Annotated in this window: 26 protein-coding genes; 18 read left to right on the top strand and 8 right to left on the bottom strand. The window is 66.3% G+C overall.

Going from position 1 to position 25,735, the window contains the following annotated elements; all coding sequences use genetic code 11:
* The first annotated feature begins 64 nt into the window (after positions 1 to 64).
* From QTI51_RS09255 to typA, 9 genes are all read left to right on the top strand, one after another.
* A complete protein-coding gene (locus tag QTI51_RS09255) occupies positions 65 to 1,084 on the top strand; it encodes an ABC transporter permease (RefSeq protein WP_503011497.1) in 1,020 nt (339 codons plus the stop codon).
* A complete protein-coding gene (locus QTI51_RS09250) occupies positions 1,084 to 2,715 on the top strand; it encodes an ABC transporter ATP-binding protein (protein ID WP_116907589.1) in 1,632 nt (543 codons plus the stop codon). Before QTI51_RS09255 ends, QTI51_RS09250 begins: the two co-directional genes overlap by 1 nt.
* A 16-nt stretch (positions 2,716 to 2,731) precedes the next feature.
* Entirely contained in the window at positions 2,732 to 3,931 is a 1,200-nt protein-coding gene (locus tag QTI51_RS09245) for a YbfB/YjiJ family MFS transporter (protein WP_116907590.1), read from the top strand.
* Between the two features lie 176 nt (positions 3,932 to 4,107).
* Positions 4,108 to 4,755, top strand: a complete 648-nt coding sequence (gene rimP / locus QTI51_RS09240) for a ribosome maturation factor RimP (protein WP_116907591.1) — start codon at positions 4,108 to 4,110, stop codon at positions 4,753 to 4,755.
* A 16-nt stretch (positions 4,756 to 4,771) separates the two neighbouring features.
* Positions 4,772 to 6,265, top strand: coding sequence for a transcription termination factor NusA (gene nusA / locus QTI51_RS09235; protein WP_116907592.1), 1,494 nt, complete (start codon positions 4,772 to 4,774; stop codon positions 6,263 to 6,265).
* A 24-nt stretch (positions 6,266 to 6,289) separates the two neighbouring features.
* The gene (infB, locus tag QTI51_RS09230) at positions 6,290 to 9,298 is read left to right on the top strand and encodes a translation initiation factor IF-2 (protein ID WP_116907593.1); all 3,009 of its coding nucleotides are present in this window, start codon (positions 6,290 to 6,292) and stop codon (positions 9,296 to 9,298) included.
* A 21-nt stretch (positions 9,299 to 9,319) separates the two neighbouring features.
* Positions 9,320 to 9,691, top strand: coding sequence for a 30S ribosome-binding factor RbfA (rbfA, locus tag QTI51_RS09225; RefSeq protein ID WP_093122236.1), 372 nt, complete (start codon positions 9,320 to 9,322; stop codon positions 9,689 to 9,691).
* 2 nt (positions 9,692 to 9,693) lie between these two features.
* Positions 9,694 to 10,662, top strand: a complete 969-nt coding sequence (gene truB / locus QTI51_RS09220) for a tRNA pseudouridine(55) synthase TruB (RefSeq protein ID WP_116907594.1) — start codon at positions 9,694 to 9,696, stop codon at positions 10,660 to 10,662.
* Positions 10,659 to 12,497: a translational GTPase TypA gene (typA, locus tag QTI51_RS09215; protein ID WP_116907595.1), complete on the top strand. Its 1,839-nt coding sequence runs from the start codon at positions 10,659 to 10,661 to the stop codon at positions 12,495 to 12,497. The genes truB and typA overlap by 4 nt, the downstream gene beginning before the upstream one ends.
* A 123-nt stretch (positions 12,498 to 12,620) precedes the next feature.
* On the opposite strand, the gene QTI51_RS09210 is transcribed toward typA, so the two are convergent.
* The 6 genes from QTI51_RS09210 to smpB all read right to left on the bottom strand — a co-directional run bounded on the left by QTI51_RS09210 (position 12,621) and on the right by smpB (position 16,956).
* Positions 12,621 to 14,042: a hypothetical protein gene (locus QTI51_RS09210; protein WP_286515940.1), complete on the bottom strand. Its 1,422-nt coding sequence runs from the start codon at positions 14,040 to 14,042 to the stop codon at positions 12,621 to 12,623.
* A 102-nt stretch (positions 14,043 to 14,144) separates the two neighbouring features.
* Positions 14,145 to 14,537: a COG4315 family predicted lipoprotein gene (locus tag QTI51_RS09205; protein ID WP_116907596.1), complete on the bottom strand. Its 393-nt coding sequence runs from the start codon at positions 14,535 to 14,537 to the stop codon at positions 14,145 to 14,147.
* Between the two features lie 90 nt (positions 14,538 to 14,627).
* Positions 14,628 to 15,446, bottom strand: a complete 819-nt coding sequence (locus QTI51_RS09200; protein WP_116907597.1) for an anti-sigma factor family protein — start codon at positions 15,444 to 15,446, stop codon at positions 14,628 to 14,630.
* Between the two features lie 10 nt (positions 15,447 to 15,456).
* A complete protein-coding gene (locus tag QTI51_RS09195; RefSeq protein ID WP_116907598.1) occupies positions 15,457 to 15,972 on the bottom strand; it encodes an RNA polymerase sigma factor in 516 nt (171 codons plus the stop codon).
* A gap of 32 nt (positions 15,973 to 16,004) precedes the next feature.
* Positions 16,005 to 16,382: a COG4315 family predicted lipoprotein gene (locus QTI51_RS09190; protein ID WP_116907599.1), complete on the bottom strand. Its 378-nt coding sequence runs from the start codon at positions 16,380 to 16,382 to the stop codon at positions 16,005 to 16,007.
* Between the two features lie 97 nt (positions 16,383 to 16,479).
* Positions 16,480 to 16,956 carry an SsrA-binding protein SmpB gene (gene smpB / locus QTI51_RS09185; RefSeq protein ID WP_116907600.1) on the bottom strand — a complete coding sequence of 159 codons (477 nt, stop codon included), beginning with the start codon at positions 16,954 to 16,956 and terminating at the stop codon, positions 16,480 to 16,482.
* Positions 16,957 to 17,019: 63 nt separating this feature from the next.
* Here smpB and QTI51_RS09180 point away from each other — a divergent pair, with 63 nt between their 5' ends.
* A complete protein-coding gene (locus tag QTI51_RS09180) occupies positions 17,020 to 17,466 on the top strand; it encodes a type II toxin-antitoxin system RatA family toxin (protein ID WP_116907601.1) in 447 nt (148 codons plus the stop codon).
* A 16-nt stretch (positions 17,467 to 17,482) separates the two neighbouring features.
* Entirely contained in the window at positions 17,483 to 17,827 is a 345-nt protein-coding gene (locus QTI51_RS09175; protein ID WP_116907602.1) for an RnfH family protein, read from the top strand.
* A 15-nt stretch (positions 17,828 to 17,842) separates the two neighbouring features.
* On the opposite strand, the gene QTI51_RS09170 is transcribed toward QTI51_RS09175, so the two are convergent.
* Positions 17,843 to 18,361, bottom strand: coding sequence for a DUF4124 domain-containing protein (locus tag QTI51_RS09170; RefSeq protein WP_116907603.1), 519 nt, complete (start codon positions 18,359 to 18,361; stop codon positions 17,843 to 17,845).
* A 138-nt stretch (positions 18,362 to 18,499) separates the two neighbouring features.
* Between QTI51_RS09170 and guaB the strand changes: the two genes are divergently transcribed.
* The 5 genes from guaB to QTI51_RS09145 all read left to right on the top strand — a co-directional run bounded on the left by guaB (position 18,500) and on the right by QTI51_RS09145 (position 22,981).
* The gene (gene guaB / locus QTI51_RS09165) at positions 18,500 to 19,969 is read left to right on the top strand and encodes an IMP dehydrogenase (protein WP_116907604.1); all 1,470 of its coding nucleotides are present in this window, start codon (positions 18,500 to 18,502) and stop codon (positions 19,967 to 19,969) included.
* Between the two features lie 87 nt (positions 19,970 to 20,056).
* Positions 20,057 to 20,305, top strand: coding sequence for a type II toxin-antitoxin system Phd/YefM family antitoxin (locus QTI51_RS09160; protein ID WP_116907605.1), 249 nt, complete (start codon positions 20,057 to 20,059; stop codon positions 20,303 to 20,305).
* Complete coding sequence (locus QTI51_RS09155) at positions 20,302 to 20,736, top strand: type II toxin-antitoxin system VapC family toxin (RefSeq protein ID WP_165840264.1); 435 nt, start codon at positions 20,302 to 20,304, stop codon at positions 20,734 to 20,736. The genes QTI51_RS09160 and QTI51_RS09155 overlap by 4 nt, the downstream gene beginning before the upstream one ends.
* 10 nt (positions 20,737 to 20,746) lie before the next feature.
* Positions 20,747 to 22,393 (top strand): glutamine-hydrolyzing GMP synthase, encoded by a 1,647-nt coding sequence (gene guaA / locus QTI51_RS09150; RefSeq protein ID WP_286515941.1) that lies wholly within the window; start codon positions 20,747 to 20,749, stop codon positions 22,391 to 22,393.
* A gap of 111 nt (positions 22,394 to 22,504) precedes the next feature.
* Positions 22,505 to 22,981, top strand: coding sequence for a 2'-5' RNA ligase family protein (locus QTI51_RS09145; RefSeq protein WP_132748726.1), 477 nt, complete (start codon positions 22,505 to 22,507; stop codon positions 22,979 to 22,981).
* Positions 22,982 to 23,146: 165 nt separating this feature from the next.
* Here QTI51_RS09145 and gstA read toward each other — a convergent pair whose 3' ends face one another.
* Positions 23,147 to 23,752 carry a glutathione transferase GstA gene (gene gstA, locus QTI51_RS09140; protein WP_116907608.1) on the bottom strand — a complete coding sequence of 202 codons (606 nt, stop codon included), beginning with the start codon at positions 23,750 to 23,752 and terminating at the stop codon, positions 23,147 to 23,149.
* Between the two features lie 124 nt (positions 23,753 to 23,876).
* Between gstA and QTI51_RS09135 the strand changes: the two genes are divergently transcribed.
* Together QTI51_RS09135 and QTI51_RS09130 are read left to right on the top strand one after the other, a co-directional pair.
* The gene (locus QTI51_RS09135) at positions 23,877 to 24,752 is read left to right on the top strand and encodes a LysR family transcriptional regulator (protein WP_353506515.1); all 876 of its coding nucleotides are present in this window, start codon (positions 23,877 to 23,879) and stop codon (positions 24,750 to 24,752) included.
* A gap of 359 nt (positions 24,753 to 25,111) precedes the next feature.
* Entirely contained in the window at positions 25,112 to 25,702 is a 591-nt protein-coding gene (locus tag QTI51_RS09130; protein WP_286515943.1) for a nitroreductase family protein, read from the top strand.
* Positions 25,703 to 25,735 lie beyond the last annotated feature (33 nt).

The raw sequence follows: 25,735 nt of genomic DNA, 5'->3' as shown, positions 1-25,735 counted from the left end.
CATCGGCGGCGCCGTCGCGAGCGGCCTGGAGGCACAGGCCGCACCGGCGGCCAAGGCCGCGCACATCTCGCCCGGGCGCCGCGCGTGGCTGCGCTTCAAGCGCAACCGGCTCGGTTTCTGGAGCCTGGTGATCTTCACCGTGCTGGTGGTGCTGAGCCTGTTCGCCGAGGTGCTGTCCACCGACAAGCCGCTGGTGCTGCGCTACGAAGGCCACACCTACTTTCCGGTGCTGCGCGACTATTCCGAGAAGACCTTCGGCGGCGACTTCGAGACGCCGGCCGACTACCTCGACCCGTTCATCCGCGAACGCATCACGCAGGGCGACAACTGGGCTGTCTACGCGCCCAACCCCTACGGCCCGAAGACGCTGAACTACTTCGCCAAGTCGCCCAGCCCGGCGGCGCCGACCGGCGACAACTTCTTCGGCACCGACGACCGCGGCCGCGACCTGCTGGCGCAGCTCATCTACGGCTTTCGCGTGAGCGTGCTGTTCGGCCTGGCGCTCACGGCCATCGGCACGGTGCTGGGCGTGGCGGCGGGGGCGGTGCAGGGCTACTTCGCAGGCAAGATCGACCTGGCGTTCCAGCGCTTCATCGAAATCTGGAGCTCGATGCCAGAGCTGTATTTGCTCATCATCTTCAGCGCCATCTTCGCGCCCAGCGTGGCGTTGCTGCTCATCCTGCTGAGCCTGTTCGGCTGGATGGGCCTGGCCGACTACGTGCGCGCCGAGTTCCTGCGCAACCGCCAGATGGACTACGTGCGCGCCGCCCGCGCCCTGGGCGTGAGCAACCTGCAGATCATGTGGCGCCACATCCTGCCCAACAGCATGGTGCCGGTCGTCACCTTCCTGCCGTTTCGCATGAGCGCGGCCATCCTGGCGCTGACCTCGCTCGACTTCCTGGGCCTGGGCGTGCCGCCGGGCACGCCGTCGCTCGGCGAATTGCTGAGCCAGGGCAAGGCCAACATCGACGCCTGGTGGATCTCCCTGTCCACCTTCGGCGTGCTAGTCGTCACGCTGATGCTGCTGACCTTCATGGGCGACGCGCTGCGCGATGCGCTCGACCCACGCAAGGCGGACAAGTGATGAGCAGCACCCTGGTGAACCCCCCCCTGATCGACGTGAGGGGCCTGCGCGTGGCGTTCGGCGACAAGGAGGTGGTGCACGGCATCGACTTCCAGATCGGCGCTGGCGAAAAGCTGGCGCTGGTCGGCGAATCGGGCTCGGGCAAGACCGTGACCGCGCTGTCGCTGCTGCGGCTGGTGCAGAACGCCGATGTCGCAGGCGTTGCAAAGCTGTACGGCGGCGAGCGTGCGCAAGACGTGCGCGACCTGATTTCGCTGCCGGAGCGGCAGCTGCGCGGCATCCGCGGCAAGGAAATCGCGATGATCTTCCAGGAGCCCATGACCGCGCTGAACGCGCTCTACACCGTGGGCGACCAGATTGCCGAGGTGCTGGAGCTGCACGAAGGGCTGTCGGCCCGCGCCGCGCATGCCGCCGCCGTGCAGCTGCTGGCCGACACCGGCATTCCGGAGCCGGCGCGGCGCGCGCAGGCGTTTCCGCACCAGCTCTCGGGTGGCCAGCGCCAGCGCGCCATGATTGCCATGGCCCTGGCCTGCAAACCGCGCCTGCTTCTGGCCGACGAGCCGACCACTGCGCTCGACGTGACCGTGCGCGCCCAGATCCTCGAGCTGCTGGCCGAGCTGCAGCGCAAGCACGGCATGGCGGTGCTGCTGATCACGCACGACCTGAACCTGGTGCGCCGTTTCGCCGACCGCGTGGCGGTCATGGAGAACGGGCACATCGTCGAGCACGGCGCGGTCGCGACGGTGTTCGAGGCGCCGCAGCACCCCTACACGCGCAAGCTGATCGAAAGCCATCCGGAGCGCAACGTGGCGCCGGTGGCGGCCAGCGGCGGCGCGCCGGTTCTCGAGGCGAAGGCGCTGCGGGTGATCTATCCGGTGCCCAGGCCGGGCATCGGCGGCTGGTTTCGCAAGGGCGAGTTCGTGGCGGTGCAGGGCGCCGATTTCCGCATTGCGCCGGGCGAGACGCTGGGCGTGGTCGGGGAGTCGGGGTCGGGCAAGTCGACGCTCGCCTTGGCGGCGCTGGGGCTCCTGCGTCATCAGGGGGCACTGAAGGTCACGGGCAAGGACTGGGCGGTCGACCGCGCGTCCGACCTGGGCCTGCGCCGCGTGATGCAGGTGGTGTTCCAGGACCCGTTCTCGTCGCTGTCGCCCCGCATGACGGTCGAGCAGATCGTGGGGGAGGGGCTGCGCGTGCATGCGCCACAGCTCGATGTGCAGGCGCGCCGGACGCGCTCGCTCGCGGCGCTGGCCGATGTCGGGCTGAGCGAGGCGCAGTTTCCGTCGCTGCTCGACCGCTATCCGCACGAATTCTCGGGCGGCCAGCGCCAGCGGCTGGCGATTGCGCGGGCGCTGATCGTCGATCCGCAATTGCTGGTGCTCGACGAGCCCACCAGCGCGCTCGACGTGACCATCCAGAAGCAGGTGCTGGCGCTGCTGCAGCGGCTGCAGCGCGAGCGAGGCTTGAGCTACCTGCTGATCACGCACGACGTGGAGGTGATCCGGGCGATGGCGCACCAGGTCATCGTGATGAAGGACGGGGCCATCCTCGAAACCGGGGCGGTGGAGCGGGTGCTCGACGCGCCCGAGCATCCCTATACAAAAAAACTGGTGGCCGCCGCGCTGCTGGAATAAACGGAGAGTGCAAGCAATGTCGGAAATCGGACGCGACCGGCGCGGGGCGTGGCGCGCGGCGCTGGCCTGCATGGTCACCCTGTCGGTGGCCATGGGCCTGGGGCGCTTCGCGTTCACGCCCATGCTGCCCATCATGCTGCACGAGGGCAAGCTGGAGCTGGCGGCCGGCGGCTTGCTGGCTTCACTCAATTACCTTGGTTACTTTGTCGGGGCAGTCAGCTGCGCGGCCATCGGCATCAAGGCGTCGAGCATGGTGCGCGGCGGGTTGCTGGCGACGGCGGCCTTGCTGGTCGGCATGGGGCTGCTGCACAGCTTCACCAGCTGGGGCATCTTGCGCACGGCGGCCGGCGTGATGAGCGCCTGGGTGTTCGTGTTCGCGTCCGGCTGGGGGTTGCGGCGCCTGGCCGAGACGAACTCGCCCACGCTGGCCGGGGTCATCTACACGGGGCCGGGGATCGGCATTGCGATGACAGGGCTGCTGGGCGGAGCGCTCGGGCGCTGGGGTTCGGAGGCAGGGTGGATCGGGCTGGGCCTGCTGGCGCTGGTGCTCATCGCGCTGATCTGGCGGGTGTTTGACGACGCGGAGCGGGCGCCGGCCGGCGGTGCATCGGCACCACCGGTGGCCGTGGCGCGCCCGGGTGCCTCGGCAGCCGACCGCAGCGACGCGATCTGGCTGGTTGCGTTGTACGGGCTGGCGGGGTTCGGCTACATCATCACCGCGACCTTCCTGCCCGTGATCGCGCGGCAGGCGCTGCCCGGTTCGCCGTGGCCGGATCTGTTCTGGCCGCTGTTCGGGCTGGCCATCATCCCGGGCGCGCTGATCGGCGCGAGGGCGCCCATGCACTGGGACAACCGCCTGCTGCTCGCCGGGGCTTATGCGCTGCAGGCGCTGGGTGTGGTGCTGTCGGTGGCATGGCCGACCATCGGCGGCTTCGCGCTCGGCAGCCTGCTGCTGGGCATGCCGTTCACCGCCATCACTCTTTTTGCGATGCGAGATGCGCGGCGGCTGCGCGGCAACGCGGCGGCGGGGCTGATCGGCTATGCGACGGCGTCTTACGGGGTGGGGCAGATCGTCGGGCCGCTGTTTGCGGCGCCGCTGGCGCAGCGGACCGGGTCTTTCCAGCTGCCTTTGCTGGTCGCTGCGGCCGCATTGGCGCTCGGCGCGGTCTTATTTGCATTGGTTTGGGCGAAATCTCGCCGTGCAATGGCGCATTGAGCACCCAAGCCCCTTCATTTATTACACGAATAGCATATAATTCGAGGCTCACGACCAAACGGGCGGGTACCAACCGCCCGTTTTTTTTGGTCTGTGCATTCTGAACATTCCAGAGATCTGGCATCCGTGGCGGGCGGGTGACACAGGTACCGTATTTAAAAGGCACTTTCGAACACGTGGCATTGCAGCAAATAGTGGAACAAACCGTGGCCGGTCTCGGCTATGACCTGGTCGAGATCGAGCGCTCGGCCGGTGGAACGCTGCGCGTGACGATTGATTTGCCCTGGACGGCCCCCACATCGGAAGCTGTGGCTGCCGGCGTGCCGGAACCCTTCGTGACGGTCGAAGACTGCGAGAAGGTGACGCGTCAGTTGCAATTCGCGCTGGAAGTGGATGGTGTCGACTACAAGCGGCTCGAGGTGTCCTCGCCCGGTATCGACCGTCCGTTGCGCAACGAGCAGGATTTCGAGCGTTTCGTGGGCGAGGTGATCGACATCACGCTCAAGGCCCCCATGGGCGCGGCAGCGGCGGGCCAGGTGTCCGCCAATCGAAAGAAATTTCGCGGCACGCTGGAGCGTGCGGCACAGGTGGAGGGCGCGGCTGGCGCCCCGGGCTGGCAAATCGTGTGGAGCGATGCGCCCGAATCCAAGCCTGGACAAAAAGTGAGCAAGAAGCGCGCGCCTGCACCGTTGCATGCGCTGGGCTTCGTTCTGGACGAGCTGCGCGACGCGCGGCTCGCGCCCATTGTGGATTTCAAGGGCCGCAAGGCCAAAACCCAACCGGGTTTTTCGGATATTGACGACGGAACGCAGGTTCCGGACTGACTAGAGGAGTGGTGGCATGAATCGCGAAATGTTGATGTTGGTGGATGCGATCTCGCGCGAGAAGAACGTCGAACGCGACGTGGTCTTCGGCGCGGTCGAATCCGCACTGGCGCAGGCCACCAAGAAGCTCCACCAGGGCGACGTGGACATCCGCGTCTCGGTCGATCGCGACAGCGGTGACTACGAAACCTTCCGCCGCTGGCACGTCGTTCCCGATGAAGCAGGCCTGCAGCTGCCCGACCAGGAAATCCTCCTGTTCGAGGCCAAGGAAGAAATGTCGGACATCGAGGTCGGCGAGTACATCGAGGAAGCGGTGGACTCGGTGCCCATCGGCCGCATCGGCGCCATGGCCGCCAAGCAGGTCATCCTGCAGAAGATCCGCGACGCGGAGCGCGAGATGCTGCTCAACGACTTCATGTCGCGCGGCGACAAGATCTTCGTGGGCACCGTCAAGCGCCTGGACAAGGGCGACATCATCGTCGAGGCCGGCCGCGTCGAAGGTCGCCTGCGCCGCAGCGAAATGATCGCCAAGGAAAACCTGCGCAATGGCGACCGCGTGCGCGCCATGATCATGGAAGTCGACCTGACGCTGCGCGGCGCGCCCATCATCCTGTCGCGCTCGGCCCCTGAATTCATGATCGAGCTGTTCCGCCAGGAAGTGCCCGAGATCGAGCAGGGCCTGCTCGAAATCAAGAGCTGCGCCCGCGACCCCGGCTCGCGCGCCAAGATCGCCGTGCTCTCGCACGACAAGCGCGTCGACCCGATCGGCACCTGTGTCGGCGTGCGTGGCACCCGCGTCAACGCGGTGACCAACGAGCTCGCCGGCGAGCGCGTGGACATCGTGCTGTGGAGCGAAGACCCGGCCCAGTTCGTGATCGGCGCCCTGGCCCCGGCCAACGTGTCTTCCATCGTGGTGGACGAGGAAAAGCACGCCATGGACGTGGTCGTCGACGAGGAAAACCTCGCCATCGCCATCGGCCGCGGCGGCCAGAACGTGCGCCTGGCTTCCGACCTGACCGGCTGGAAGATCAACATCATGGACGCCAACGAGTCGGCGCAGAAGCAGGCCGTCGAGACCGATGCCAGTCGCAAGCTGTTCATGGAAAAGCTCGACGTCGACGAGGAAATCGCCGACATCCTGATCGCCGAGGGTTTCAACAGCCTCGAAGAAGTGGCGTATGTGCCGATCTCCGAAATGCTGGAAATCGAGGCATTCGACGAAGACACCATCAATGAGCTGCGCACGCGCGCCAAGGATGCGCTGTTGACCATGGAAATCGCCAAGGAAGAGGGTGTCGAGGCTCAGCCGCAAGTGTCGCAAGACCTGCATGACCTCGAGGGCCTGGACCCCGAGCTGATTCCCAAGCTGGTCGAAGCGGGTGTGAACACCCGTGACGATCTTGCCGACCTCGCGGTCGATGAACTCACCGAGATCACCGGCCACAGCGCCGATGACGCCAAAACCCTCATCTTGAAAGCCCGCGAACATTGGTTCGCCGGCCAAGAGTGACGGTCATGGAGGCACGAAACCAATATGTCCAGTACCACTGTCGCCGAGTTCGCGAACGAGCTCAAGAAGACTCCCGAAACCTTGCTTGACCAGCTCAAGAGTGCAGGTGTGCCCAAAGCGGCCGCCACCGACGCGCTCACCGAGGCTGACAAGCAGCGCCTGCTCGGCCACCTCAAGGCCAGCCACGGCACCGTCGAGCCCGAACGCAAGAAGATCACGTTGACCAAGAAGTCGACCAGCGAGATCAAGCAGGCCGATGCCACCGGCCGTGCGCGCACGATCCAGGTCGAGGTGCGCAAGAAGCGCACCTTCATCCAGCGCGAGGACGGTCACCCGGCCACGCCGGAATCGGCACAGCACGTGGCCGAGGCCCCGGCGCCGGCACCCGCCGTGCCCCAGGTCGACGAAGCCGAACTGGCCCGCCGCGAGGAAGAAGCGCGCCGCCAGGCCGAGCTGATCCGTCGCCAGGAAGAAGAACTGGCCGAGAAGCGTCGCCTGCGCGAAGAAACCGAAGCCCGCGAACGCGAACAGGCTGAAAAGGCCGAGCGCGCCGAACAGGCTGAACAGGCCCAGCAAGCCCAGCAGGACGCCGTGCGCATCGCCGCCGAGAAGAAGGCCGCCGCCATCGCGGAGGCTGCGGCAGTGAACGCAGCGAACCGCGACGCGCACAGCAAGCCCGCTTCGGCGCCTGCGCCCGCAGCGGTTGCAGCGGCAGCTGCCGCCGCCGCTGCTGAACAGCAAGCCGCCGACAACAAGCTCGCCGCGCAGAACGCCGCCGCGCAAGCCAAGGAAGACGCGAAGGCCAAGGCCGCCGCCGAATCGAAGGCCCGCGCCGACGAAGAAGCCGCTCGCGCCAAGGACCTCGACGAGCGTCGCCGCAAGGCCCTCGCCGAAGCCGAAGCCATCCGCGCCATGATGAATGCGCCGGCCCGCGTGCTGGTGCCGCACAAGGCGCCCGAGAAGCCGCAGCCCGAAAAGGCCGCGGTCAAGGGCACGCTGCACAAGCCGGCCACGCCCGCCGCGCGTCCTGGTGCGCCTGCCGCGCCCGGCGCCGCAGCAGCACCCGGCGCCGCCGGTGCAGGCAAGGAAGTCAAGTCCGCGAAGCTCTCTTCGAGCTGGGCTGGCGATCCCGCCAAAAAGAAGGAAATCAAGACCCGCGGCGATGCCAGCGGTGGTGTCGGTCGCGGCAACTGGCGCGGAGGCCCGCGCGGTCGCCGTGGCAACGACCGCGGCGGTCACGACGAGCAGCACGCACCGGCCGCACCGGTCGAGGCGCGCATTCTCGAAGTGCACGTGCCCGAAACCATCACGGTGGCCGAGCTCGCGCACAAGATGGCCGTCAAGGCGCAAGAGGTCATCAAGCAACTGATGAAGCTCGGCCAGATGGCGACCATCAACCAGTCGCTGGACCAGGACACCGCCATGATTCTGGTGGAAGAAATGGGCCATACCGCGGTGGTTGCCGCGCTGGACGACCCGGAAGCTTTCACCGACGACGACGTGTCGGCGCAGACCGCCGAGGCCCTGCCCCGCGCACCGGTCGTGACCGTCATGGGTCACGTCGACCACGGCAAGACCTCGCTGCTGGACTACATCCGCCGCGCCAAGGTGGCCGCGGGCGAAGCCGGCGGCATCACGCAGCACATTGGTGCGTACCACGTGGAAACCGCACGCGGCATGGTGTCGTTCCTCGACACCCCGGGTCACGAGGCCTTCACGGCCATGCGTGCCCGCGGTGCGCAGGCCACCGACATCGTGATCCTGGTGGTGGCGGCCGACGACGGCGTCATGCCCCAGACCAAGGAAGCCATCAAGCACGCGAAGGCGGCGGGTGTGCCGATCGTGGTTGCCATCAACAAGGTGGACAAGCCCGACGCCAACCTGGACCGCGTGAAGCAGGAACTGGTGGCCGAAGAGGTCGTGCCTGAAGAGTACGGCGGCGACGTGCCGTTCGTGCCCGTGTCGGCCAAGACCGGCCAGGGCATCGACGACCTGCTCGAGCAAGTGCTGCTGCAGGCCGAAGTGCTGGAACTCAAGGCGCCGGTGGATGCCGCCGCCAAGGGCCTGGTCATCGAAGCACAGCTCGACAAGGGCCGCGGCCCGGTCGCCACCGTGCTGGTTCAGTCCGGCACGCTCAAGACCGGCGACGTGGTGCTGGCCGGCTCGACCTATGGCCGCGTGCGCGCCATGCTGGACGAAGACGGCAAGTCGACCAAGTCGGCGGGTCCGTCGATTCCGGTGGAAATCCAGGGCCTGACCGAAGTGCCGCAAGCGGGCGACGAATTCATGGTGATGAGCGACGAGCGCCGTGCGCGCGAAATCGCCACCTACCGTGCAGGCAAGTTCCGCAACACCAAGCTGGCGAAGCAACAGGCCGCGAACCTGCAGAACATGTTCACCGACCTGTCGGCGGGCGAAGTGCAGACGCTGCGCATCATCATCAAGGCCGACGTGCAGGGCTCGCAGGAAGCGCTGGCGCAATCGCTGCTCAAGCTGGCGACGGAAGAAGTGAAGGTGCAGGTGGTGTATGCCGGCGTGGGTGGTATCAGCGAAAGCGACATCAACCTCGCCATCGCCTCGAAGGCTGTCGTGATCGGCTTCAACGTGCGTGCCGATGCCGGTGCGCGCAAGCTGGCCGAGAACAACGGCGTGCAACTGAACTACTACAGCATCATTTACGACGCTGTGGACGAGATCAAGGTTGCGATGTCGGGCATGCTGGCTCCGGAACGCCGCGAAGAGATCATCGGCTCGGCCGAGATCCGCACGGTGTTCGTGGCCTCGAAGATCGGTACGGTGGCGGGTTCGTACGTCACTTCCGGCTCGGTCAACCGCAGCGCGCATTTCCGCCTGCTGCGCGACAACGTGGTGATCTACACCGGCGAAGTCGATTCGATCAAGCGCATGAAGGACGATGTCCGCGAAGTCCGCGAAGGTTTTGAGTGCGGTATCAAGCTCAAGAACTACAACGACATCAAGGAAGGCGATCAGCTCGAATTCTTCGAGATCAAGGAAATCGCCCGGACGCTGTAAGCGTTCGAAGCGAGAGAGTCCATGCCGAAAAGAAAAGCCGCCGCCCCCAACCGCGCGTTCAAGGTTGCCGACCAGATCCAGCGCGATCTGACGGAGCTGATCGCGCGCGAGTTGAAGGACCCGCGCGTGGGCATGGTCACGATCCAGGCCGTCGAGGTCACGCCCGACTATGCGCACGCGAAGATCTTCTTCAGCCTGCTCACGGGTGACGTGGACGAGACCACCGAAGCGTTGAACCAGGCCGCGGGCTTCCTGCGCAACGGCCTGTTCAAGCGCCTGCACATTCACACGGTGCCCACGCTGCACTTTCTGTTCGACCGCACCACCGAGCGTGCGGCCGACATGAACGCGCTCATCGCGCAAGCCGTCGCATCGCGTTCGAAAGACGAATAGCCATGAACGCGCCACGCACAAGGGTGCAGCGGCGCCCTGTGCATGGGGTGTTGTTGCTCGACAAGCCGCTGGGACTCTCCAGCAACCAGGCCTTGCAGAAGGCCAAGTGGTTGCTGCGCGCTGAAAAAGCGGGCCATACCGGCACGCTCGATCCGCTTGCGACGGGCGTCCTGCCGCTGTGCTTTGGCGCGGCCACCAAATTCAGCCAGTTGCACCTGGACGCGGACAAGACCTACGTGGCCACGGCCCGCCTGGGCGTGAAGACCGCCACCGGCGATGCCGAGGGCGATGTCATTGCCGAGCGACCGGTGCATGTCACGCCGCAAGACCTGGCGCGCGCCGAGGCGCAGTTCACCGGGCCCATTCGCCAGGTGCCGCCGATGCACAGTGCGCTCAAGAAGGACGGCAAGGCGCTGTACGAATACGCCCGTGAAGGCATCGAGGTCGAGCGGGCACCGCGCGCCGTCGTGATCCACCGGCTCAAGCTCGCGGACACCGCCGCCCCTGAAGGACAGTTTGCTATCAAGATCGAAGCAAGCGTCAGCAAGGGCACCTACATTCGCACGCTCGGCGAGGACATCGGCGAGGCGCTGGGATGCGGCGCGCACCTCACCTCGCTGCGGCGCACCGCAACCGGCGGTTTCGTCGAGGCGCAGTGCATCACGCTCGAGGCCCTGGAGGCCATGGACGAAGAGGAGCGCTTGGCGCAGCTCTTGCCTGCCGAAGCGCTGGTGGACGGCCACAGCCGCGTCACGCTGGGCGCGGAAGATGCGGCACGTTTTCTCTCGGGCCTGCGCCGGCGTGGCGCCTGGGCCGACGCGAGCGAGGTGGCCGTGTTCGGCACCGAGCCCGCGGCCTTCCTGGGCACGGCCCATGTCACGGCCGGCGAACTGATCCCGGGGCGCTTGCTGAACCCCATCGAAATCCAGCAAATTCTTTTGAACGCACAACAGACCGAAGCGACACCATGAGTACCAAGCAAATCCGCAATATCGCCATCATTGCCCACGTGGACCATGGCAAGACCACCATGGTCGACCAGCTGCTGCGCCAGTCGGGCACCTTCGCCGATCACGAGAAGGTCGTCGACACCGTGATGGACAACAACGCCATCGAAAAAGAACGTGGCATCACCATCCTGGCCAAGAACTGCGCCGTGACCTGGGAAGGCACGCACATCAACATCGTCGACACCCCGGGCCACGCGGACTTCGGCGGTGAAGTGGAACGCGCGCTGTCGATGGTCGACGGCGTGGTGCTGCTGATCGACGCGCAGGAAGGCCCGATGCCGCAGACGCGCTTCGTGACCAAGAAGGCGCTGGCCCTCGGCCTGAAGCCCATCCTGGTGGTGAACAAGGTCGACAAGCCCGGCGCGAACCCCGACAAGGTCGTGAACGCCGCCTTCGACCTGTTCGACAAGCTCGGCGCCACCGACGAACAGCTCGACTTCCCCGTGGTGTACGCCTCGGGCATCAACGGCTGGTCGTCGCTCGAAGAAGGTGCGCCCGGCGAGCAGTGGGGTCCCGACATGTCGGCCCTGTTCAACACCATCCTGAAGCACGTGCCTTCGCAGAAGGGCGACCCGGCCGCACCGCTGCAACTGCAGATTTCCGCCCTCGACTTCTCGACCTTCGTCGGTCGCATCGGCGTGGGCCGCATCAGCCAGGGCACGCTGCGTCCGATGACGGACGTGGTCGTGATGGAAGGCCCGGACGGCAAGGCCATCAAGGGCCGCGTGAACCAGGTGCTGACTTTCCAGGGCCTGGACCGCGTGCAGTCGACCGAAGCCGGCCCGGGTGAAATCGTGCTGATCAACGGCATCGCCGACATCGGCATCGGCGTGACCGTCACCGACCCCACCAACCCGGCACCGCTGCCCATGCTCAAGGTCGACGAACCGACCCTGACCATGAACTTCTGCGTGAACACCAGCCCGCTGGCCGGCCGCGAAGGCAAGTTCGTCACCAGCCGCCAGATCTGGGACCGCCTGCAGAAGGAACTGCAGCACAACGTGGCCCTGCGCGTGAACGAGACCGACGAAGAAGGCATCTTCGAAGTGATGGGTCGCGGCGAACTGCACCTGACCATCCTGCTGGAAAACATGCGTCGCGAAGGCTACGAAATGGCCGTGTCGAAGCCGCGCGTGGTGTTCCGCACCGTGAACGGCGAAAAGCACGAACCCATCGAGCTGGTGACGGCCGACATCGAAGACCAGCACCAGGGCGGCGTGATGCAGGCACTGGGCGAGCGCAAGGGCGAACTGGTCAATATGGAACCGGACGGCCGCGGCCGCGTGCGCCTGGAGTACCGCATTCCGGCGCGTGGCCTGATCGGCTTCACCAACGAATTCCTGAACCTGACGCGCGGTTCCGGCCTCATCAGCAACATCTTCGACAGCTACGAAGCGCACAAGGGCGACATCGGCAGCCGCAAGAACGGCGTGCTGATCTCCATGGACGACGGTGAAATCTTCACCTACGCCCTGGGCAAGCTGGACGACCGCGGCCGCATGTTCGTGCGCGCCAACGACCCGGTGTACGAAGGCATGATCGTCGGCATCCACAGCCGCGACAACGACCTGGTGGTGAATGCCACGCGCACGAAGCAGCTGACCAACTTCCGCGTGTCGGGCAAGGAAGACGCGATCAAGATCACGCCGCCGATCGAACTCACGCTGGAATACGGCGTGGAATTCATCGAAGACGACGAGCTGGTCGAAATCACGCCCAAGAGCGTTCGCCTGCGCAAGCGTTTCCTGAAGGAACACGAGCGCAAGCGCGCCGGCCGCGACACCTCGCAAGGCTGATAAGCCAGCCATACGCCCTCGCTTCAGACGGGGGTGTGCAGTCCAGAAATCACCTTCCGGTGCAGCTTCTTCGAGAAGCTGAAACCGGGGGTGATTTTTTCGTTTGGGGCAGTGTGCTTGGCGCTATTGCGGCATGGCCGCGTCGGCCACGCCCATGCTCTTCAGCCGCGCCTCGAGCACCCTTCGCGTGAAGGTCTTCGGAAAATCGTCACTGACGCGCCAGCTGCCGTTGTCTTCGACGAAGTTGAAGTCCCCGGCCAGCGTAAGCGTGGTGGTGTCGCCGCCGATGGCGCTCAGCAGCCGGTCGTTGTATTCGACGACCAGCGGACAGGCGTGGACGGCCTCGTTCTCCAGCGCACGGCAGGGCCCGGCGACCTCGATCTCGGCGATCTCGCGCGAGCGGTCCGGGTCCCGCTCGATCATGCTCAGGTCGTTGCTCGGGCGCAGGCGCGACGCCGCCGAACGCGCGCCCGAAGCGCCCGATGCACTCAATGGCGCGGCCCCTGCACGGAACGCTTTCTCCAGCGCCGCGCGGCCGATGGGCTCGGCGTTGTAGCGCGGCTTGCCGCTGGCGTCGAGGTTGCCGAAGCGAGCCTGCACGATGGCCAGGTCGGCGCCGCGTACGACCATCTTGTCGCTCTCGGGCGAAACCGGGCCGATGGTGTAGGCCATTTCGTCGCTGCTGCCGTCTTGCGTCATCACTGCCGCGCAGCCGCGCACGCGATCGGTCTTGCGGTAGCCGATTTCGCGCATGCTGCTGACGGACGGCGTGCGGACTTCAGCGCGTTTCTCGGGGTCGATGGTGCGCATGCGCACGTCCATGGCCACGCGGACCATGAGGCTGTCGAGCGTCTTGCGCGTGGAGGCGGCGTCGCAGGCCGGCACGCTGTTCGGCCAGAGAAAGTACCAGCCGAGGCCACCACCGATCACCAGCACGGCGAGCATGAATTTCAATGCGCCGACGCGGCGGGAGCGTTGCGAGCGCGATTGCCAGGTGTTCATTGCCTGGGCGTCGGCATCGATCAGCGCCTGCGCCTCGTTGACGATGCGCTGGCGCTCGGCGGCCATGGCAAAGGCCGGCTCGGCGGCGACCTGCGCGCGCAAGGCGTCGAAGTCCTTCTTGTCGAGCAGTTCCTCGCTCACCAGCCAGGCCAGCGTGGCGGGCAGTGCGGGCGGCACGGTGCCGACGATGGGCGCTTCCGGCAACGCGGCGTCGCGCGTGACGGTGTCGATGAGGCCGTCGCCGTGCAGCGCCTGGAGCGCCTCGTGCGTGATGCCTTGTTCGGCCAGCTCCATCAGGTCGTCCGCGTCGTCCGCATGGGGGTTCTCGGGCACCGCGTCGTAGACGCGGTCGAGCGCGGCGTTCTGTTCGTCTTCGGTGACCAGGCCCCGCACGCGCATCCAGGCCAGCGCGTGCGCCGGGCCGGGAAGAGGGGGAAGCCGGGGTGTCTCGGGGTGCGCGAGCACGGCGTCGTGCTGGGCATCGGTGATCAGGCCCTGGGTCAGCAGCGCGAGGAACGCGTCCGGGTTGGCGTCAGAAGTCATGCGGGGCATTCTGCCGTGAGGCCGCGGTGCACCGCGTCGGCCGAAACGGACAAAAAAACGCCGGCAGCTGCCGGCGTTTGTCTGCGCTGGGCCCTGGGGGAATCAGGGGCGAGCGACCTTCCATGCACCGTTGGCCACGCCGTCGCCGGTCTTGTCGCCAGCCTTGGCGTCCTTCGACCAGTAGTACAGCGGCCAGCCCTTGTAGGCCCATTGGCGCTTGCCGTCTTCGCGAATGATGATGGTGTAGCCGCCGATGGGCTTGGCGGCTTCGGCCACGCCGAGCGCCGGCCAGTTGGTGGCGCACTGGGCGTTGCAGGCGGAGGTGCCGGCACCGGCCGTGTCCTTGGCGAAGGTGTACAGCGTCATGCCGTTCGGGCCGACCAATACGCCGTCGGCGGTGCGGGTGGGCGTGTCGGGCGCTTTGGCGGTCGGGGACATGCTGCCGCAGCCGGCAAGCAGGGCCGCCGCGAGGATCGAGGCGCTGAGCAATTTCATGCAGTTTCTCCTTCAGTTGAAAAATCGCGAATGCAAGCCCGGTGACGGGCCGGGCGGGATGAATGCGCGAGCCGGCAGTTTATGCGTTCATCAAGACAAATCGCGGTAGGCCAGCGTCGCAAGTTTGAGCAGAAGTTCACGCGGCAGCTTGCCGGCGAGCGCATAGCCGAAGCCCTGGTCGACCCAGTAGAAGCTGGGCACGGGGCCTTCGGAAGCGAAGCGAAAGGCGGTTTCGCGCGCGGCGTCCGCGTCGGCGGCGTTGGCGTCCAGCGTGCCGATGTAGAGCGTGACGCGTTCGCCCGCGGTGTTTTCGAACATGAACTGCGCGCGCGCGCCGCTCTCGCCGGGCAGCAGGCGGCCGCCGACCAGGGTGTAGCCCTGCGTGGAAAGGTCGGGCACCTTCAGCGGCCGATCGAGGCGCTTGGAGAGCCACTGCACCAGGTGCTGTTGCTCGGAGGCGGCCACCTCGACCGGATGCCTTTTTTCCGGCGCATAGACGACGTGCGCAATGGACGCGTCGTGCACGAACTCGCGCACCGCCGGCGCCTTGGCCAGTTGCATGCCGCGGCCCGATGCGGACCACTGGGCGTTGCCGAGCCAGCCGGCCGCGAACGCGACCAGCACACCGGCCGCCATGCCGCCCCAGCGCATCCACGAGACGCGCTGCGCCTGCCGCGGCTGGTGGCGCTCCAGTGCGCTCATCAGGGTCGCGGGAACGGGTTCGTCGAGCAGCTCGCCATGCAGCCGGCGCAAGGCGTCGCGCTGGGTGTGCCACGCCGCGATCTTCGCGGCCACGGCGGGGTCGCGCGCAATGGCTTCCTCGACCGCGCCATGGCGCTCGGCGGCCAACTGGCCGTCGATCCAGGCGTGCAGCTCGTCGTCGGTGGGGGGCGGGGCGGGGCGGTTCATGGGGCAGGTTTCATTTGAGGCGGCGCAGGCCGGGGCGAACGGGCGCCGACGCGCCGTCCATCAGTTCCTGCAGGCGCACACGGGCACGCGACAGGCGCGACATGACGGTGCCCGCGGGAATGCCGAGCACCTTCGCCACTTCGGCGTACGACAGGTCTTCCAGCGTCACCAGCAGCAGCACGGCACGCTGGTCTTCAGGCAGCTGCATAAGGCAGCGCTGCAGGTCGAGGCCGGTGCCCTGGTCGCGGCCCGGGTCGACGCCGCCCTGCATCTCGTGCGGCACGTCGTCGAGCGAGACCACGGCATGCGGCGGTGGCGTGCGCCGCACCTGGCTGGCGAAGATGTTGTGCATCACCGTGAAGAGCCAGGCGCGCAGGTCGCTGCCCACCACCCACAGGCGCCACTTGCTGCAGGCGCGCTCGAGCGTGTCCTGCACCAGGTCGTCGGCCGCCCAGGCATTGCCCGTGAGCGCGCGCGCATAGCGGCGCAGGCTGGGGACGTGTTCGACCAGGAGGCGGGCGTCCATGGAGGGCAGGAATCTCGTGCAGGTCGCAACGCTCAGGGCTTGGCGGTCTTCCAGGCGCCGTTGACGCCGTCGCCGGTCTTGTCGCCGGGCTTGCTGTCCTTGGCCCAGTAGTACAGCGGCCAGCCCTTGGCGGCCCATTGCTTCTTGCCGTCGTCGCGGGTGACGAGGGTGAAGTCGCCCGCGGGCTTGTCGGTCTCGGCGGCCATGAACGGCGGCCAGTTGGTGGCGCAGCCGCCGTTGCACGCCGACTTGCCGTTGCCGGCGGTGTCCTTGTCGAAGGTGTAGAGCGTCATGCCGTTGGGCCCGACGAGCGCGCCGTCGGCGGGCTTGGGCTGGGCGAAGGCCGGCAGCGTGAGCAGGGCGCCCAGCAGGACGGCGGAGGTGGCAAGCGGGCGGAAGGACAGCGACATGGAAGGGCTCCTGGGTTGTGATGGCACCGGCTCGTCCGGTGACATACGCACAAACGCCCGCGGTGCACTGTTTATTCCATGGCCCGCGAAAAAAGATTCAGCGGCTGCGGCTCTTCATGGCGCGCTCGACCTCGCGCTTGCCTTCGCGGTCCTTGATGGTGTCGCGCTTGTCGTGCTCGGCCTTGCCCTTGGCCAGTGCGATGTCGCACTTCACCTTGCCGGCTTTCCAGTGCAGGTTGAGCGGAACCAGCGTGTAGCCCTTTTGCTCGACCTTGCCGACCAGGCGACGGATTTCTTCCTTGTGCAGCAGCAGCTTCTTGGTGCGGATCGAGTCGGGGCTGACGTGGGTGGACGCGCTTTTCAGCGGGTTGATCTGCAGGCCCACCACGAACAACTCGCCGTTGCGGATCACGACGTAGCCGTCGGTGAGCTGCACCTTGCCTTCGCGCAGCGATTTGACTTCCCAGCCCTCGAGGACCAGGCCGGCCTCGAAGCGCTCTTCGAAGAAATAGTTGTAGGCGGCCTTCTTGTTGTCGGCAATGCGGGAGGAGGTATCTTGTTTCTTTGTGGCCATGACTCAGGAATGTTGGGGCTGCATGGCTTCAATACAATCCGTCGCGCACGCTGTGCCGATTCTATGAAAACAGTCAACAAGTCCGTCCTCATCTGGTACAGCGCCGAAGAAATGTACGCGCTGGTCACCGATGTGGCCAAGTACCCGCAGTTTCTTCCCTGGTGCGACAAGTCGCGCGTCATCGAGGAGGACGAGGCCGGCATGACCGCGGAAGTCGGTCTCTCGTTCGGCGGCCTGCACAAGAGCTTCACCACCCGCAACACCCATGTGCCGGGGCGCGAGGTGCAATTGAAGCTGGTCGACGGGCCGTTCTCCAACCTCGACGGCAAATGGAAGTTCGTGCCGGTCGGTGAGGAAGGCGAGCGCGCCTGCCGCGTCGAGCTGCACCTGAGCTACGGCTTCAGCAATTTCGCCTTGCAGGCGCTGGTGGGGCCGGTGTTCGACACCATCGCTTCCAGCCTGGTCGAGGCCTTCGTCAAGCGGGCCGAGCAGGTCTACGGCGCCGCCTGATGCACGCGCAGCACCCATGACCCGTGTCATCGAGGTCGCCCTGAGCTGCTCGCCCGCGGCGCGCGAGGTGTTCGAGCAGCTTCTGCAGCTCGCACCCGACACCACCTTGGCCGATGCGGTGAAGGCCAGTGGTTTGTCCGAGACTTATCCTGAACTCGATTGGCGCCACGCGATGACGCCCGGTGTGTGGGGCAAGGTGGTCGAGTGGGACCAGCCGCTGAAAGAAGGCGACCGCATCGAGCTGTGCCGCCCGCTGAAGGTAGACCCGAAGGTGGCGCGCCGGGAGCGCTTCCAGCGGCAGGGGGCGCGCGGCACCGGGCTGTTTGCTAACCGCCGCAAGGGCAGCGCGGCCGGCTACTGACCCCCGTCGACCGCGTTATTTGCAGTCGCTCTCGATGACCGACTGAATGCGCTTCTGCTCGGCCGCGCGCGCCGAGTCGTCCATGATCTCGCGCTCTCCGTTCGCATTGACCTTCGCGAGGCGCACGCCGCTGTCGACCGTGGCCTTGCCCTGGCGGGCGAGTGCGCAGTTGTCGGCCTTGGCTTTCGCGACCTTGGCGGCTTCGGCGGCCTGCTTGGCCTTTTCGTCGGCCTCGGCCTTCTTGGTTTTCTCTTCGAGTTCCTTGTCCACGCCCGAAGGCTTCGGCGCCGCGGACTTCGGCGGGGCATCGGCCGCGCCTTCGGCGGGCGCGGCATCGACGTTCGGGTTCGCGGTCGAGCGCGCGACCGGTGGTGGGCCGACGCGGCGCAGGATGTTTTTCTCGGGAACGTCGGGCGGCGGCGCCTGGTCGCTGAAGACCTTCTTGCCGTTCTTGTCGAGCCATTGCCATTGGGCGCTCGCGGAAAGCGGCAGCGCCACGACACATCCCAGTACCAGCCAGTGCACGAATTTCATCCCCGAAGTTTAGCCGCGCCTTACTTTTTGCAACATCCGCCGGCACCTGGATTGGGTGGTTTTGCAACGCGCGCAAAAAGCCCGGGCCAGCAAACAGGTCGGGGGCCTCGTTACAATCCGTCTTTTGGAGCTTCACCCATGCGCCTTCTCGGCAAAGCGCTCACCTTCGACGATGTGTTGTTGGTGCCAGCGTTCTCCCAGGTCCTGCCCAAGGACACTTCCCTCGCCACCAAATTCTCCCGAAACATCACGCTGAACCTGCCGCTCGTCTCTGCGGCCATGGACACCGTGACTGAAGCCCGACTCGCGATCGCCATCGCGCAGGAAGGCGGTATCGGGATCGTGCACAAGAACCTCACCGCGCAGCAGCAGGCCGCCGAAGTGGCTCGGGTGAAGCGCTACGAGTCGGGCGTTCTGCGCGACCCCGTGGTGATCACCCCGACGCACTCGGTCCGCCAGGTGATGGCGCTGTCGGACCAGCTCGGCATTTCCGGCTTCCCGGTGGTCGACGCCGGCAAGGTGGTCGGCATCGTCACGGGGCGCGACCTGCGCTTCGAGAACCGCTACGACGTGCCCGTCAGCGAAATCATGACGCAGCGCGACCGGCTCATCACCGTGCCCGACGGCACCACGCTGGCCGAGGCCAAGGCGTTGCTGAACAAGCACAAGCTCGAGCGCTTGCTGGTCATCAACAGCGACTGGGAGCTCAAGGGCCTCATCACCGTCAAGGACATCACCAAGCAAACCAGCTTCCCCAACGCCGCACGCGACCCGAGCGGCCGCCTGCGCGTGGGCGCGGCGGTGGGCGTGGGCGAGGGCACCGAAGAGCGCGTCGAAGCGCTGGTGAAGGCCGGCGTCGATGCCATCGTGGTCGACACCGCGCACGGCCACAGCGCCGGCGTGATCGAGCGCGTGCGCTGGGTCAAGAAGAACTATCCGCAGGTCGACGTCATCGGCGGCAACATCGCCACCGGCGACGCCGCGCGCGCGCTGGCCGACGTCGGGGCCGACGCGGTCAAGGTCGGCATCGGCCCGGGCTCCATCTGCACCACCCGTATCGTGGCCGGCGTGGGCGTGCCGCAGATCATGGCAGTCGACAGCGTCGCCACTGCCTTGCAAGGCACGGGCGTCCCGCTGATTTCCGACGGCGGCGTGCGCTATTCGGGCGACATCGCCAAGGCCATCGCCGCCGGTGCCAGCACCGTCATGATGGGCAGCATGTTCGCCGGCACCGAAGAGGCACCGGGCGAAATCGTGCTGTACCAGGGCCGCAGCTATAAGAGCTACCGCGGCATGGGCTCCATCGGCGCGATGCAGCAGGGCAGTGCCGACCGGTACTTCCAGGAATCGACCACCGGCAACCCCAACACCGACAAGCTGGTGCCCGAAGGCATCGAAGGCCGCGTGCCCTACAAGGGCTCGATCGTCTCCATCGTCTACCAGATGGCTGGTGGCGTGCGGGCCAGCATGGGCTACTGCGGTTGCGCGACCATCGCCGACATGCAGAACAAGGCCGAGTTCGTCGAGATCACCACGGCCGGCATCCGTGAGAGCCACGTCCACGACGTGCAGATCACGAAGGAAGCGCCGAACTACCGGGCTGAGTAAAGCTGAACAAGCTCATTCTGGCCAGACCTTGAAAGTCAGGCCAGACTCGGTTTAGAATTTGGGCCAGATTCAATTTTTCTGGCCCAAATGCAATCCATCGGCGTCGCTGAAGCCAAGAACAACTTCTCCGCCCTGATCGACCTGGTCGAAAAGGGCGAAGAAGTTCGCATCACCCGCCACGGCAAGGAAGTCGTGCGCATGCTCCCGGTCCGCCGCAAGCCGGTCATCACCGACGAGCAGATCCAGCGCGAGCTCGGCCAGATCGACGCGCTGCACGCCACCATCCAACCCGGCCTGTCGTTGCGTGCCCTGCGTGAAGAAGGGCGCCAGCCATGACCGCCTTCGTCATGGACGCCTCGGTCACCGCCGCGTGGCTGCTGCCCGATCAGTCCAGCGAACACACCCGCAAGCTCTACGCCGCCATCCGCCGCGACGAGGTCGAGCCGCAGGCGCCCAACGCCTGGCAATGGGAGTGCGCCAACATCCTGGCCAACGGCGTGCGCAGCGGCCGCATTCCGTCTTCCGCGGTCGAAGGGCTGTGGAGCGTGCTCGATGCCATCCGCCACCGCGTGGAACTGCACGAGCTCGCGCCCGCGCAGCACAAGGCCGTGCTCGCCGTGGCCATCGACGCCGGTGTTTCGCTCTACGACGCGGGCTACCTCTGGCTCGCCAAGTCGCTCAATCTCCCGCTCGCCACCTTCGACGAGCAACTCATCCAGGCAGCGCCCAAGGCGGGCGTGAAGCTGTTCGACATTTCAACGCTCTGAGTCCACGCCCATGCAACACGACAAGATCCTCATCCTCGACTTCGGCTCGCAGGTCACGCAACTCATCGCACGCCGCGTGCGCGAAGCCCATGTGCTGAGCGAAGTGCACCCTTGCGACGTCAGCGACGAATGGGTGCGCGAATACGCCGCCGACGGCCACCTGAAGGGCGTGATCCTCTCGGGCAGCCACGCCAGCGTGTACGAGGAAACCACCGACAAGTGCCCGCAGGCCGTGTTCGACCTCGGCGTGCCCGTGCTCGGCATCTGCTACGGCATGCAGACCATGGCCCACCAGCTCGGCGGCAAGGTCGAAGGCGGCCACAAGCGCGAGTTCGGTTTTGCCGCCGTGCGCGCGCACGGCCACACCGCGTTGCTGAAGGACATCGCCGACTTCACCACGCCCGAAGGCCACGGCATGCTCAACGTGTGGATGAGCCACGGCGACAAGGTCACCGAACTGCCGCCGGGCTTCAAGCTCATGGCGAGCACCGACAGCTGCCCCATCGCCGGCATGGCCGACGAGGCACGCCGCTACTACGGCGTGCAGTTCCACCCCGAAGTCACGCACACCGTGCAGGGCAAGGCGCTGCTCGAGCGCTTTGTGCTCGGCATCTGCAGCGCCAAACCCGACTGGGTCATGCGCGACCACATCGCCGAGGCCGTGCAGAAGATCCGCGAACAGGTGGGCGACGAAGAAGTCATCCTCGGCCTGTCGGGCGGTGTCGATTCGAGCGTGGCTGCCGCGCTGATCCACCGCGCCATCGGCGACCAGCTGACCTGCGTGTTCGTCGACCACGGCCTGCTGCGCGTGAACGAAGGCGATCTGGTCATGGAGATGTTCGAGGGCAAGCTCAACGCGAAGGTGATTCGCGTGGACGCCAGCGACCTGTTCCTGGGCAAGCTCGCCGGCGTGAGCGACCCCGAGGCCAAGCGCAAGATCATCGGCGGCGAGTTCGTCACCGTGTTCAAGCAGGAGGCTGCCAAGCTGAAAGCAGCAGGCGACGGCGGCAAGAATGGAGTTGACGGCCGACCGGCCGTCAAGGGCGCTACCTTCCTCGCGCAGGGCACCATCTACCCCGACGTCATCGAGAGCGGCGGCGCCAAGAGCAAGAAGGCCGTCACCATCAAGAGCCACCACAACGTCGGCGGCCTGCCTGAGCAACTGGGCCTGAAGCTGCTGGAGCCGCTGCGCGACCTGTTCAAGGACGAAGTGCGCGAACTGGGCGTGGCGCTGGGCCTGCCGCCCGAGATGGTGTACCGCCACCCGTTCCCCGGCCCGGGCCTGGGGGTGCGCATCCTCGGCGAAGTGAAGAAGGAATACGCCGACCTGCTGCGCCGTGCCGACGCGATCTTCATCGAAGAGCTGCGCAACTTCACCGACGAGTCTGGCAAGACCTGGTACGAACTCACCAGCCAGGCCTTCACTGTGTTCCTGCCGGTGAAGAGCGTGGGCGTGATGGGCGACGGCCGCACCTACGACTACGTGGTCGCGCTGCGCGCAGTGCAGACCAGCGACTTCATGACCGCCGATTGGGCCGAGCTGCCGTATGCGCTGCTGAAGAAGGTGTCGGGGCGGATCATCAACGAAGTGCGCGGCATCAACCGCGTGACGTACGACGTGTCGAGCAAGCCGCCGGCGACGATTGAGTGGGAATAGTAGGCAAGGTGTTTACTCGGCTGCTGAGTGGCGAACTTGCATCGGCTTTTCTTTGCGATTCGACCGGATCTCGAAGCCAGGTCGAGGGCCGGTGACGCAACGCAGCGCCGAATGGATGCACATAACCTGTCTGGAAGGCGTGTGGCGCTGGAGCGCCTACATGTCACGCTGCACTGGCTAGGAGATCATGAAGACGTGCCACAAGGGCTTTTGCGCCGGGCGAAGAGCGCCGGTGGCAGCGTCGAAATGGCGCCGTTCGACGTAGGTTTTGACCGTATCGGCAGCTTGCGAGGGGCAGGCGGCCTCGCAATGACCGGAGCGGCGGAGCTTAAAGCCTTGCGCCGATTTCAACGCGCGGTGGGGATGGAAATGAACGCCGCGGGAGTTGGCTGCTACATCCGAAAGAAATTCAGCCCCCACGTCAGCCTGCTCTATTGCCATCAGCATTTGCTCCCTGAGCCAATCACGCCGATTTGTTGGCGTGTGCATGAGCTGCTATTGATCGATAGCTTTGTTGGCTGCGGCAAGCATGTCGTTGTGGGCTGCTGGCCACTGCAGGGGCGGCAGATGAATTTCGGCGACTGGTGACTCTGCGCGTAGCTTGACTGGCGTGAAATTCATCCGTAAATGCTTTAAGGGGCTAGACGTCCTCGAGACGATGGCATCGACAAGTTGTCAAGTTCGTCGCACGCGTAGCGCGATGCAATGTCTCCGGGGTCACATGCCGATCACATCGAGTCCTCGGCGTGCGCCTCACAGCACCGCTTCCGCGCGCAACGCCTCCTTCACCGCCGCACGCCCCCCGACCCGCTTGGCATAACCCGCCAACGCAGGCCATCGCCCCAGGTCGATCGAAAAAAACCTGAACCACCCCAGCACCGTGAACAGGTAGGCATCGGCCACGCCGAAGGCATCTCCCATCAGGAATTCATTCGCCCCGAGCCTGCGTTCCAGCACGTCGAGCCGCTTGAACAGCTTGTTCCTGAAGATCGCCTTGGCGTCTTCGCCGAGCGCCTCGTTGAACAGCGGCGCCGAGCCCGCGTGGATCTCGCTGGTGATGAAGTTCAACCACTCCTGCAGCCGCACGCGCTGCCAGCTGCCGGCGGGCGGTGCGAGCCCGGCTTGCGGCTTCAGGTCCGCGAGGTATTGCACGATGGCCGGGCCCTCGGTCAGCACCTGGCCGTCGTCCAGCTCCAGTGCGGCGACGTAGCCCTTCGGGTTGATCGCCAGAAAGTCCCGTCCGTCGGCGGTTCGCTTGGTCTTGTTGTCGATCTTCACGAGTTCGAAGGGCAGGCCGAGTTCGCGCAGAACGATGTGCGGCGACAGCGAGCAGGTGTAGGGGGCGTGGTAGAGCTTCATGAGAAAAAAAGAAAGAGAGAGAGGGAGCGGAAAGCTGTGATGCCTTCCAGTCTGTGCATCCACTCCTCGTTCGTAAAATTAATCCTCAAACATTTCGCCATTAGCCCGGCTACTGAACTCGATGATGAATCTCCAGCATTGGCGCCTGCTGGTCGCTGTGGCCGATCTCGGCAATGTGTCGAGGGCCGCGGAGCACGTGGGCATCACGCAGTCGGGCGCGAGCCAGGCGATTGCGCAGCTGGAGTCGGCGCTCGGCATCCAGGTGTTCGCACGCGAGCGGCGGCAGTTGTGCGTGACGGCGTTGGGCGAGCGGGTGGTCGAGCAGGCGCGCGCGATGGTGTCCAGCTTCGACGCGATCCGGCTGCTGGCGTCCGAGGGCAAGGGTTTGAGCAGCGGGCGCATCCGCTTCGCGAGTTTTCCGTCGGTGATCTCGACCGTGCTGCCGCCGCTGGTGCGGGCCTTTCAGCGGCGCCACCCCGGCATCGAGGTCGTGGCGCTTGAAGGCTCCGACGAAGAGGTCGAAGCGTGGCTTCTGGCGGACACGGTCGATGTCGGCGTGGTGATGAACCCGGCGCCGCAGCGGCGTGCCGTGACGCTGGGGCGCGACGCGTGGGTGGGCGTGGTGCCTGCGAGCCACCTGCTGGGGCGCCGTTCCAGCGAAGGTGCGGTCAGCCTGGCGGAACTGGTGTCGGAGCCCTTCGTTCTTGCCACCGGCGGCTGCGCGGTGAATGCGCAGAGCCTGGCGCAGGCGGCGGGCCTCCACCTGTCGGACGTGCGGGTCACGGTGCGCGACTGGGTCAGCGCCTGCGTGCTGGTGCGGGAAGACATGGGCGTGGCGCTGGTGCCCGAATCGGCCTTACCGGAAGACCGGCGCGGGCTGCGCGTGATGCAGCTGGCCGAGCCGATTCAACGTGTGTTCGGCCTGGTGTGCTCGCGCGCGGGTGCGTCGTCGGAGGCGGTGCAGGCCTTGTTGAAGGGGCTGCGGCAAGGCGAGGGCTGATCGCGTTCAGCACGCGCCGTTTACACGCACCGGGGGCGTGGGCATGCCCCATCGCATACCATCGCCGCCTCTGTTCGTCGCCCCGTCGAACGATGGTGCACCGGCTTCGCTTCTCGCCCCTCGATCGCCTCGATCCCCGCTATCGCTTGCGAGACGCACGAAGCACCGGATGCCAGCCACCTCGCAGTTCGTTGCGAGCCAGCCCGCCACTGAAGCAACTCCAGCGCCCACCATCTGCCGTGGGGCGGCCTTTCAATTTCTCGAAGGACGCCGACATGCACCCGGACACCTCTACGCCTCACCCCCACCACGCCGGTGATTCCCAACACGCCGGCGCCCGCCACGCGCTGGACCTGTTGATGGCGCGTCATTCCCCCTGGCCGCTGACCGAGCCGGCCCCCTCCGCGCAAGACCTCGACCTGGTGTTCCAGGCCGCGCTGCGCGCCCCCGACCACGGGCAGTTGCAGCCCTGGCGTTTCGTGGTCGTGCGCGGCGACGCGCGCGTGGCGTTGGGCAAGGTCTTTGCCGAAGCCGCGCGGCTGCGCGATCCGCTGGACGACGGCGAACGCTTTCGCGGCAAGGCCATGGCCGCGCCGGTGCTCGTCGCGATCTGCGCGCGCGTGCAGTCGCCGCACAAGGTGCCTGAATCGGAACAGGTGCTCGCGGTGGGCGCCGCGGCCATGAACATGCTCAATGTGCTGCACCTGCTGGGCTACGGCGGCTTCTGGGCGACCGGGCTCAACAGCTACGACCGCCATGTGCAGCAGGCGCTGGGCCTGCAGGGCAACGAGCGGCTGCTGGGCTTTCTCTACATGGGCACGCCGAAGGAGCGCACGCCGGCGCCCGCGCGGCATGCGCCCGAAGGGTTCGTGCGCGAATGGACGGGCGAAGCCGCCCGCATGGACCAGGCTGATCGCACTGGCCAGGCCGATCTCGCACCGGCACAGTGAACGATGCGACCCGGCGCGGCGCCGGGTCAGCGA

This window comes from Variovorax sp. J22G73 (genome assembly GCF_030317035.1).
GTDB lineage: Bacteria > Pseudomonadota > Gammaproteobacteria > Burkholderiales > Burkholderiaceae_C > Variovorax.
This window is presented reverse-complemented; position numbering and strand designations above follow the sequence as displayed.

Bases quoted from the DNA above. Each gene is read 5' to 3' on its own strand.
- nusA (WP_116907592.1), top strand. From the start codon at position 4,772: ATGAATCGCGAAATGTTGATGTTGGTGGATGCGATCTCGCGCGAGAAG.
- QTI51_RS09180 (WP_116907601.1), top strand. From the start codon at position 17,020: ATGAAAACAGTCAACAAGTCCGTCCTCATCTGGTACAGCGCCGAAGAA.
- guaA (WP_286515941.1), top strand. From the start codon at position 20,747: ATGCAACACGACAAGATCCTCATCCTCGACTTCGGCTCGCAGGTCACG.
- QTI51_RS09190 (WP_116907599.1), bottom strand. From the start codon at position 16,382: ATGTCGCTGTCCTTCCGCCCGCTTGCCACCTCCGCCGTCCTGCTGGGC.
- QTI51_RS09135 (WP_353506515.1), top strand. From the start codon at position 23,877: ATGAATCTCCAGCATTGGCGCCTGCTGGTCGCTGTGGCCGATCTCGGC.
- gstA (WP_116907608.1), bottom strand. From the start codon at position 23,752: ATGAAGCTCTACCACGCCCCCTACACCTGCTCGCTGTCGCCGCACATC.
- QTI51_RS09175 (WP_116907602.1), top strand. From the start codon at position 17,483: ATGACCCGTGTCATCGAGGTCGCCCTGAGCTGCTCGCCCGCGGCGCGC.
- QTI51_RS09160 (WP_116907605.1), top strand. From the start codon at position 20,057: ATGCAATCCATCGGCGTCGCTGAAGCCAAGAACAACTTCTCCGCCCTG.
- truB (WP_116907594.1), top strand. From the start codon at position 9,694: ATGAACGCGCCACGCACAAGGGTGCAGCGGCGCCCTGTGCATGGGGTG.
- rbfA (WP_093122236.1), top strand. From the start codon at position 9,320: ATGCCGAAAAGAAAAGCCGCCGCCCCCAACCGCGCGTTCAAGGTTGCC.
- QTI51_RS09170 (WP_116907603.1), bottom strand. From the start codon at position 18,361: ATGAAATTCGTGCACTGGCTGGTACTGGGATGTGTCGTGGCGCTGCCG.
- infB (WP_116907593.1), top strand. From the start codon at position 6,290: ATGTCCAGTACCACTGTCGCCGAGTTCGCGAACGAGCTCAAGAAGACT.
- guaB (WP_116907604.1), top strand. From the start codon at position 18,500: ATGCGCCTTCTCGGCAAAGCGCTCACCTTCGACGATGTGTTGTTGGTG.
- QTI51_RS09210 (WP_286515940.1), bottom strand. From the start codon at position 14,042: ATGACTTCTGACGCCAACCCGGACGCGTTCCTCGCGCTGCTGACCCAG.
- QTI51_RS09155 (WP_165840264.1), top strand. From the start codon at position 20,302: ATGACCGCCTTCGTCATGGACGCCTCGGTCACCGCCGCGTGGCTGCTG.
- QTI51_RS09245 (WP_116907590.1), top strand. From the start codon at position 2,732: ATGTCGGAAATCGGACGCGACCGGCGCGGGGCGTGGCGCGCGGCGCTG.
- smpB (WP_116907600.1), bottom strand. From the start codon at position 16,956: ATGGCCACAAAGAAACAAGATACCTCCTCCCGCATTGCCGACAACAAG.
- typA (WP_116907595.1), top strand. From the start codon at position 10,659: ATGAGTACCAAGCAAATCCGCAATATCGCCATCATTGCCCACGTGGAC.
- QTI51_RS09130 (WP_286515943.1), top strand. From the start codon at position 25,112: ATGGCGCGTCATTCCCCCTGGCCGCTGACCGAGCCGGCCCCCTCCGCG.
- QTI51_RS09205 (WP_116907596.1), bottom strand. From the start codon at position 14,537: ATGAAATTGCTCAGCGCCTCGATCCTCGCGGCGGCCCTGCTTGCCGGC.
- QTI51_RS09250 (WP_116907589.1), top strand. From the start codon at position 1,084: ATGAGCAGCACCCTGGTGAACCCCCCCCTGATCGACGTGAGGGGCCTG.
- QTI51_RS09200 (WP_116907597.1), bottom strand. From the start codon at position 15,446: ATGAACCGCCCCGCCCCGCCCCCCACCGACGACGAGCTGCACGCCTGG.
- QTI51_RS09145 (WP_132748726.1), top strand. From the start codon at position 22,505: ATGGATGCACATAACCTGTCTGGAAGGCGTGTGGCGCTGGAGCGCCTA.
- QTI51_RS09195 (WP_116907598.1), bottom strand. From the start codon at position 15,972: ATGGACGCCCGCCTCCTGGTCGAACACGTCCCCAGCCTGCGCCGCTAT.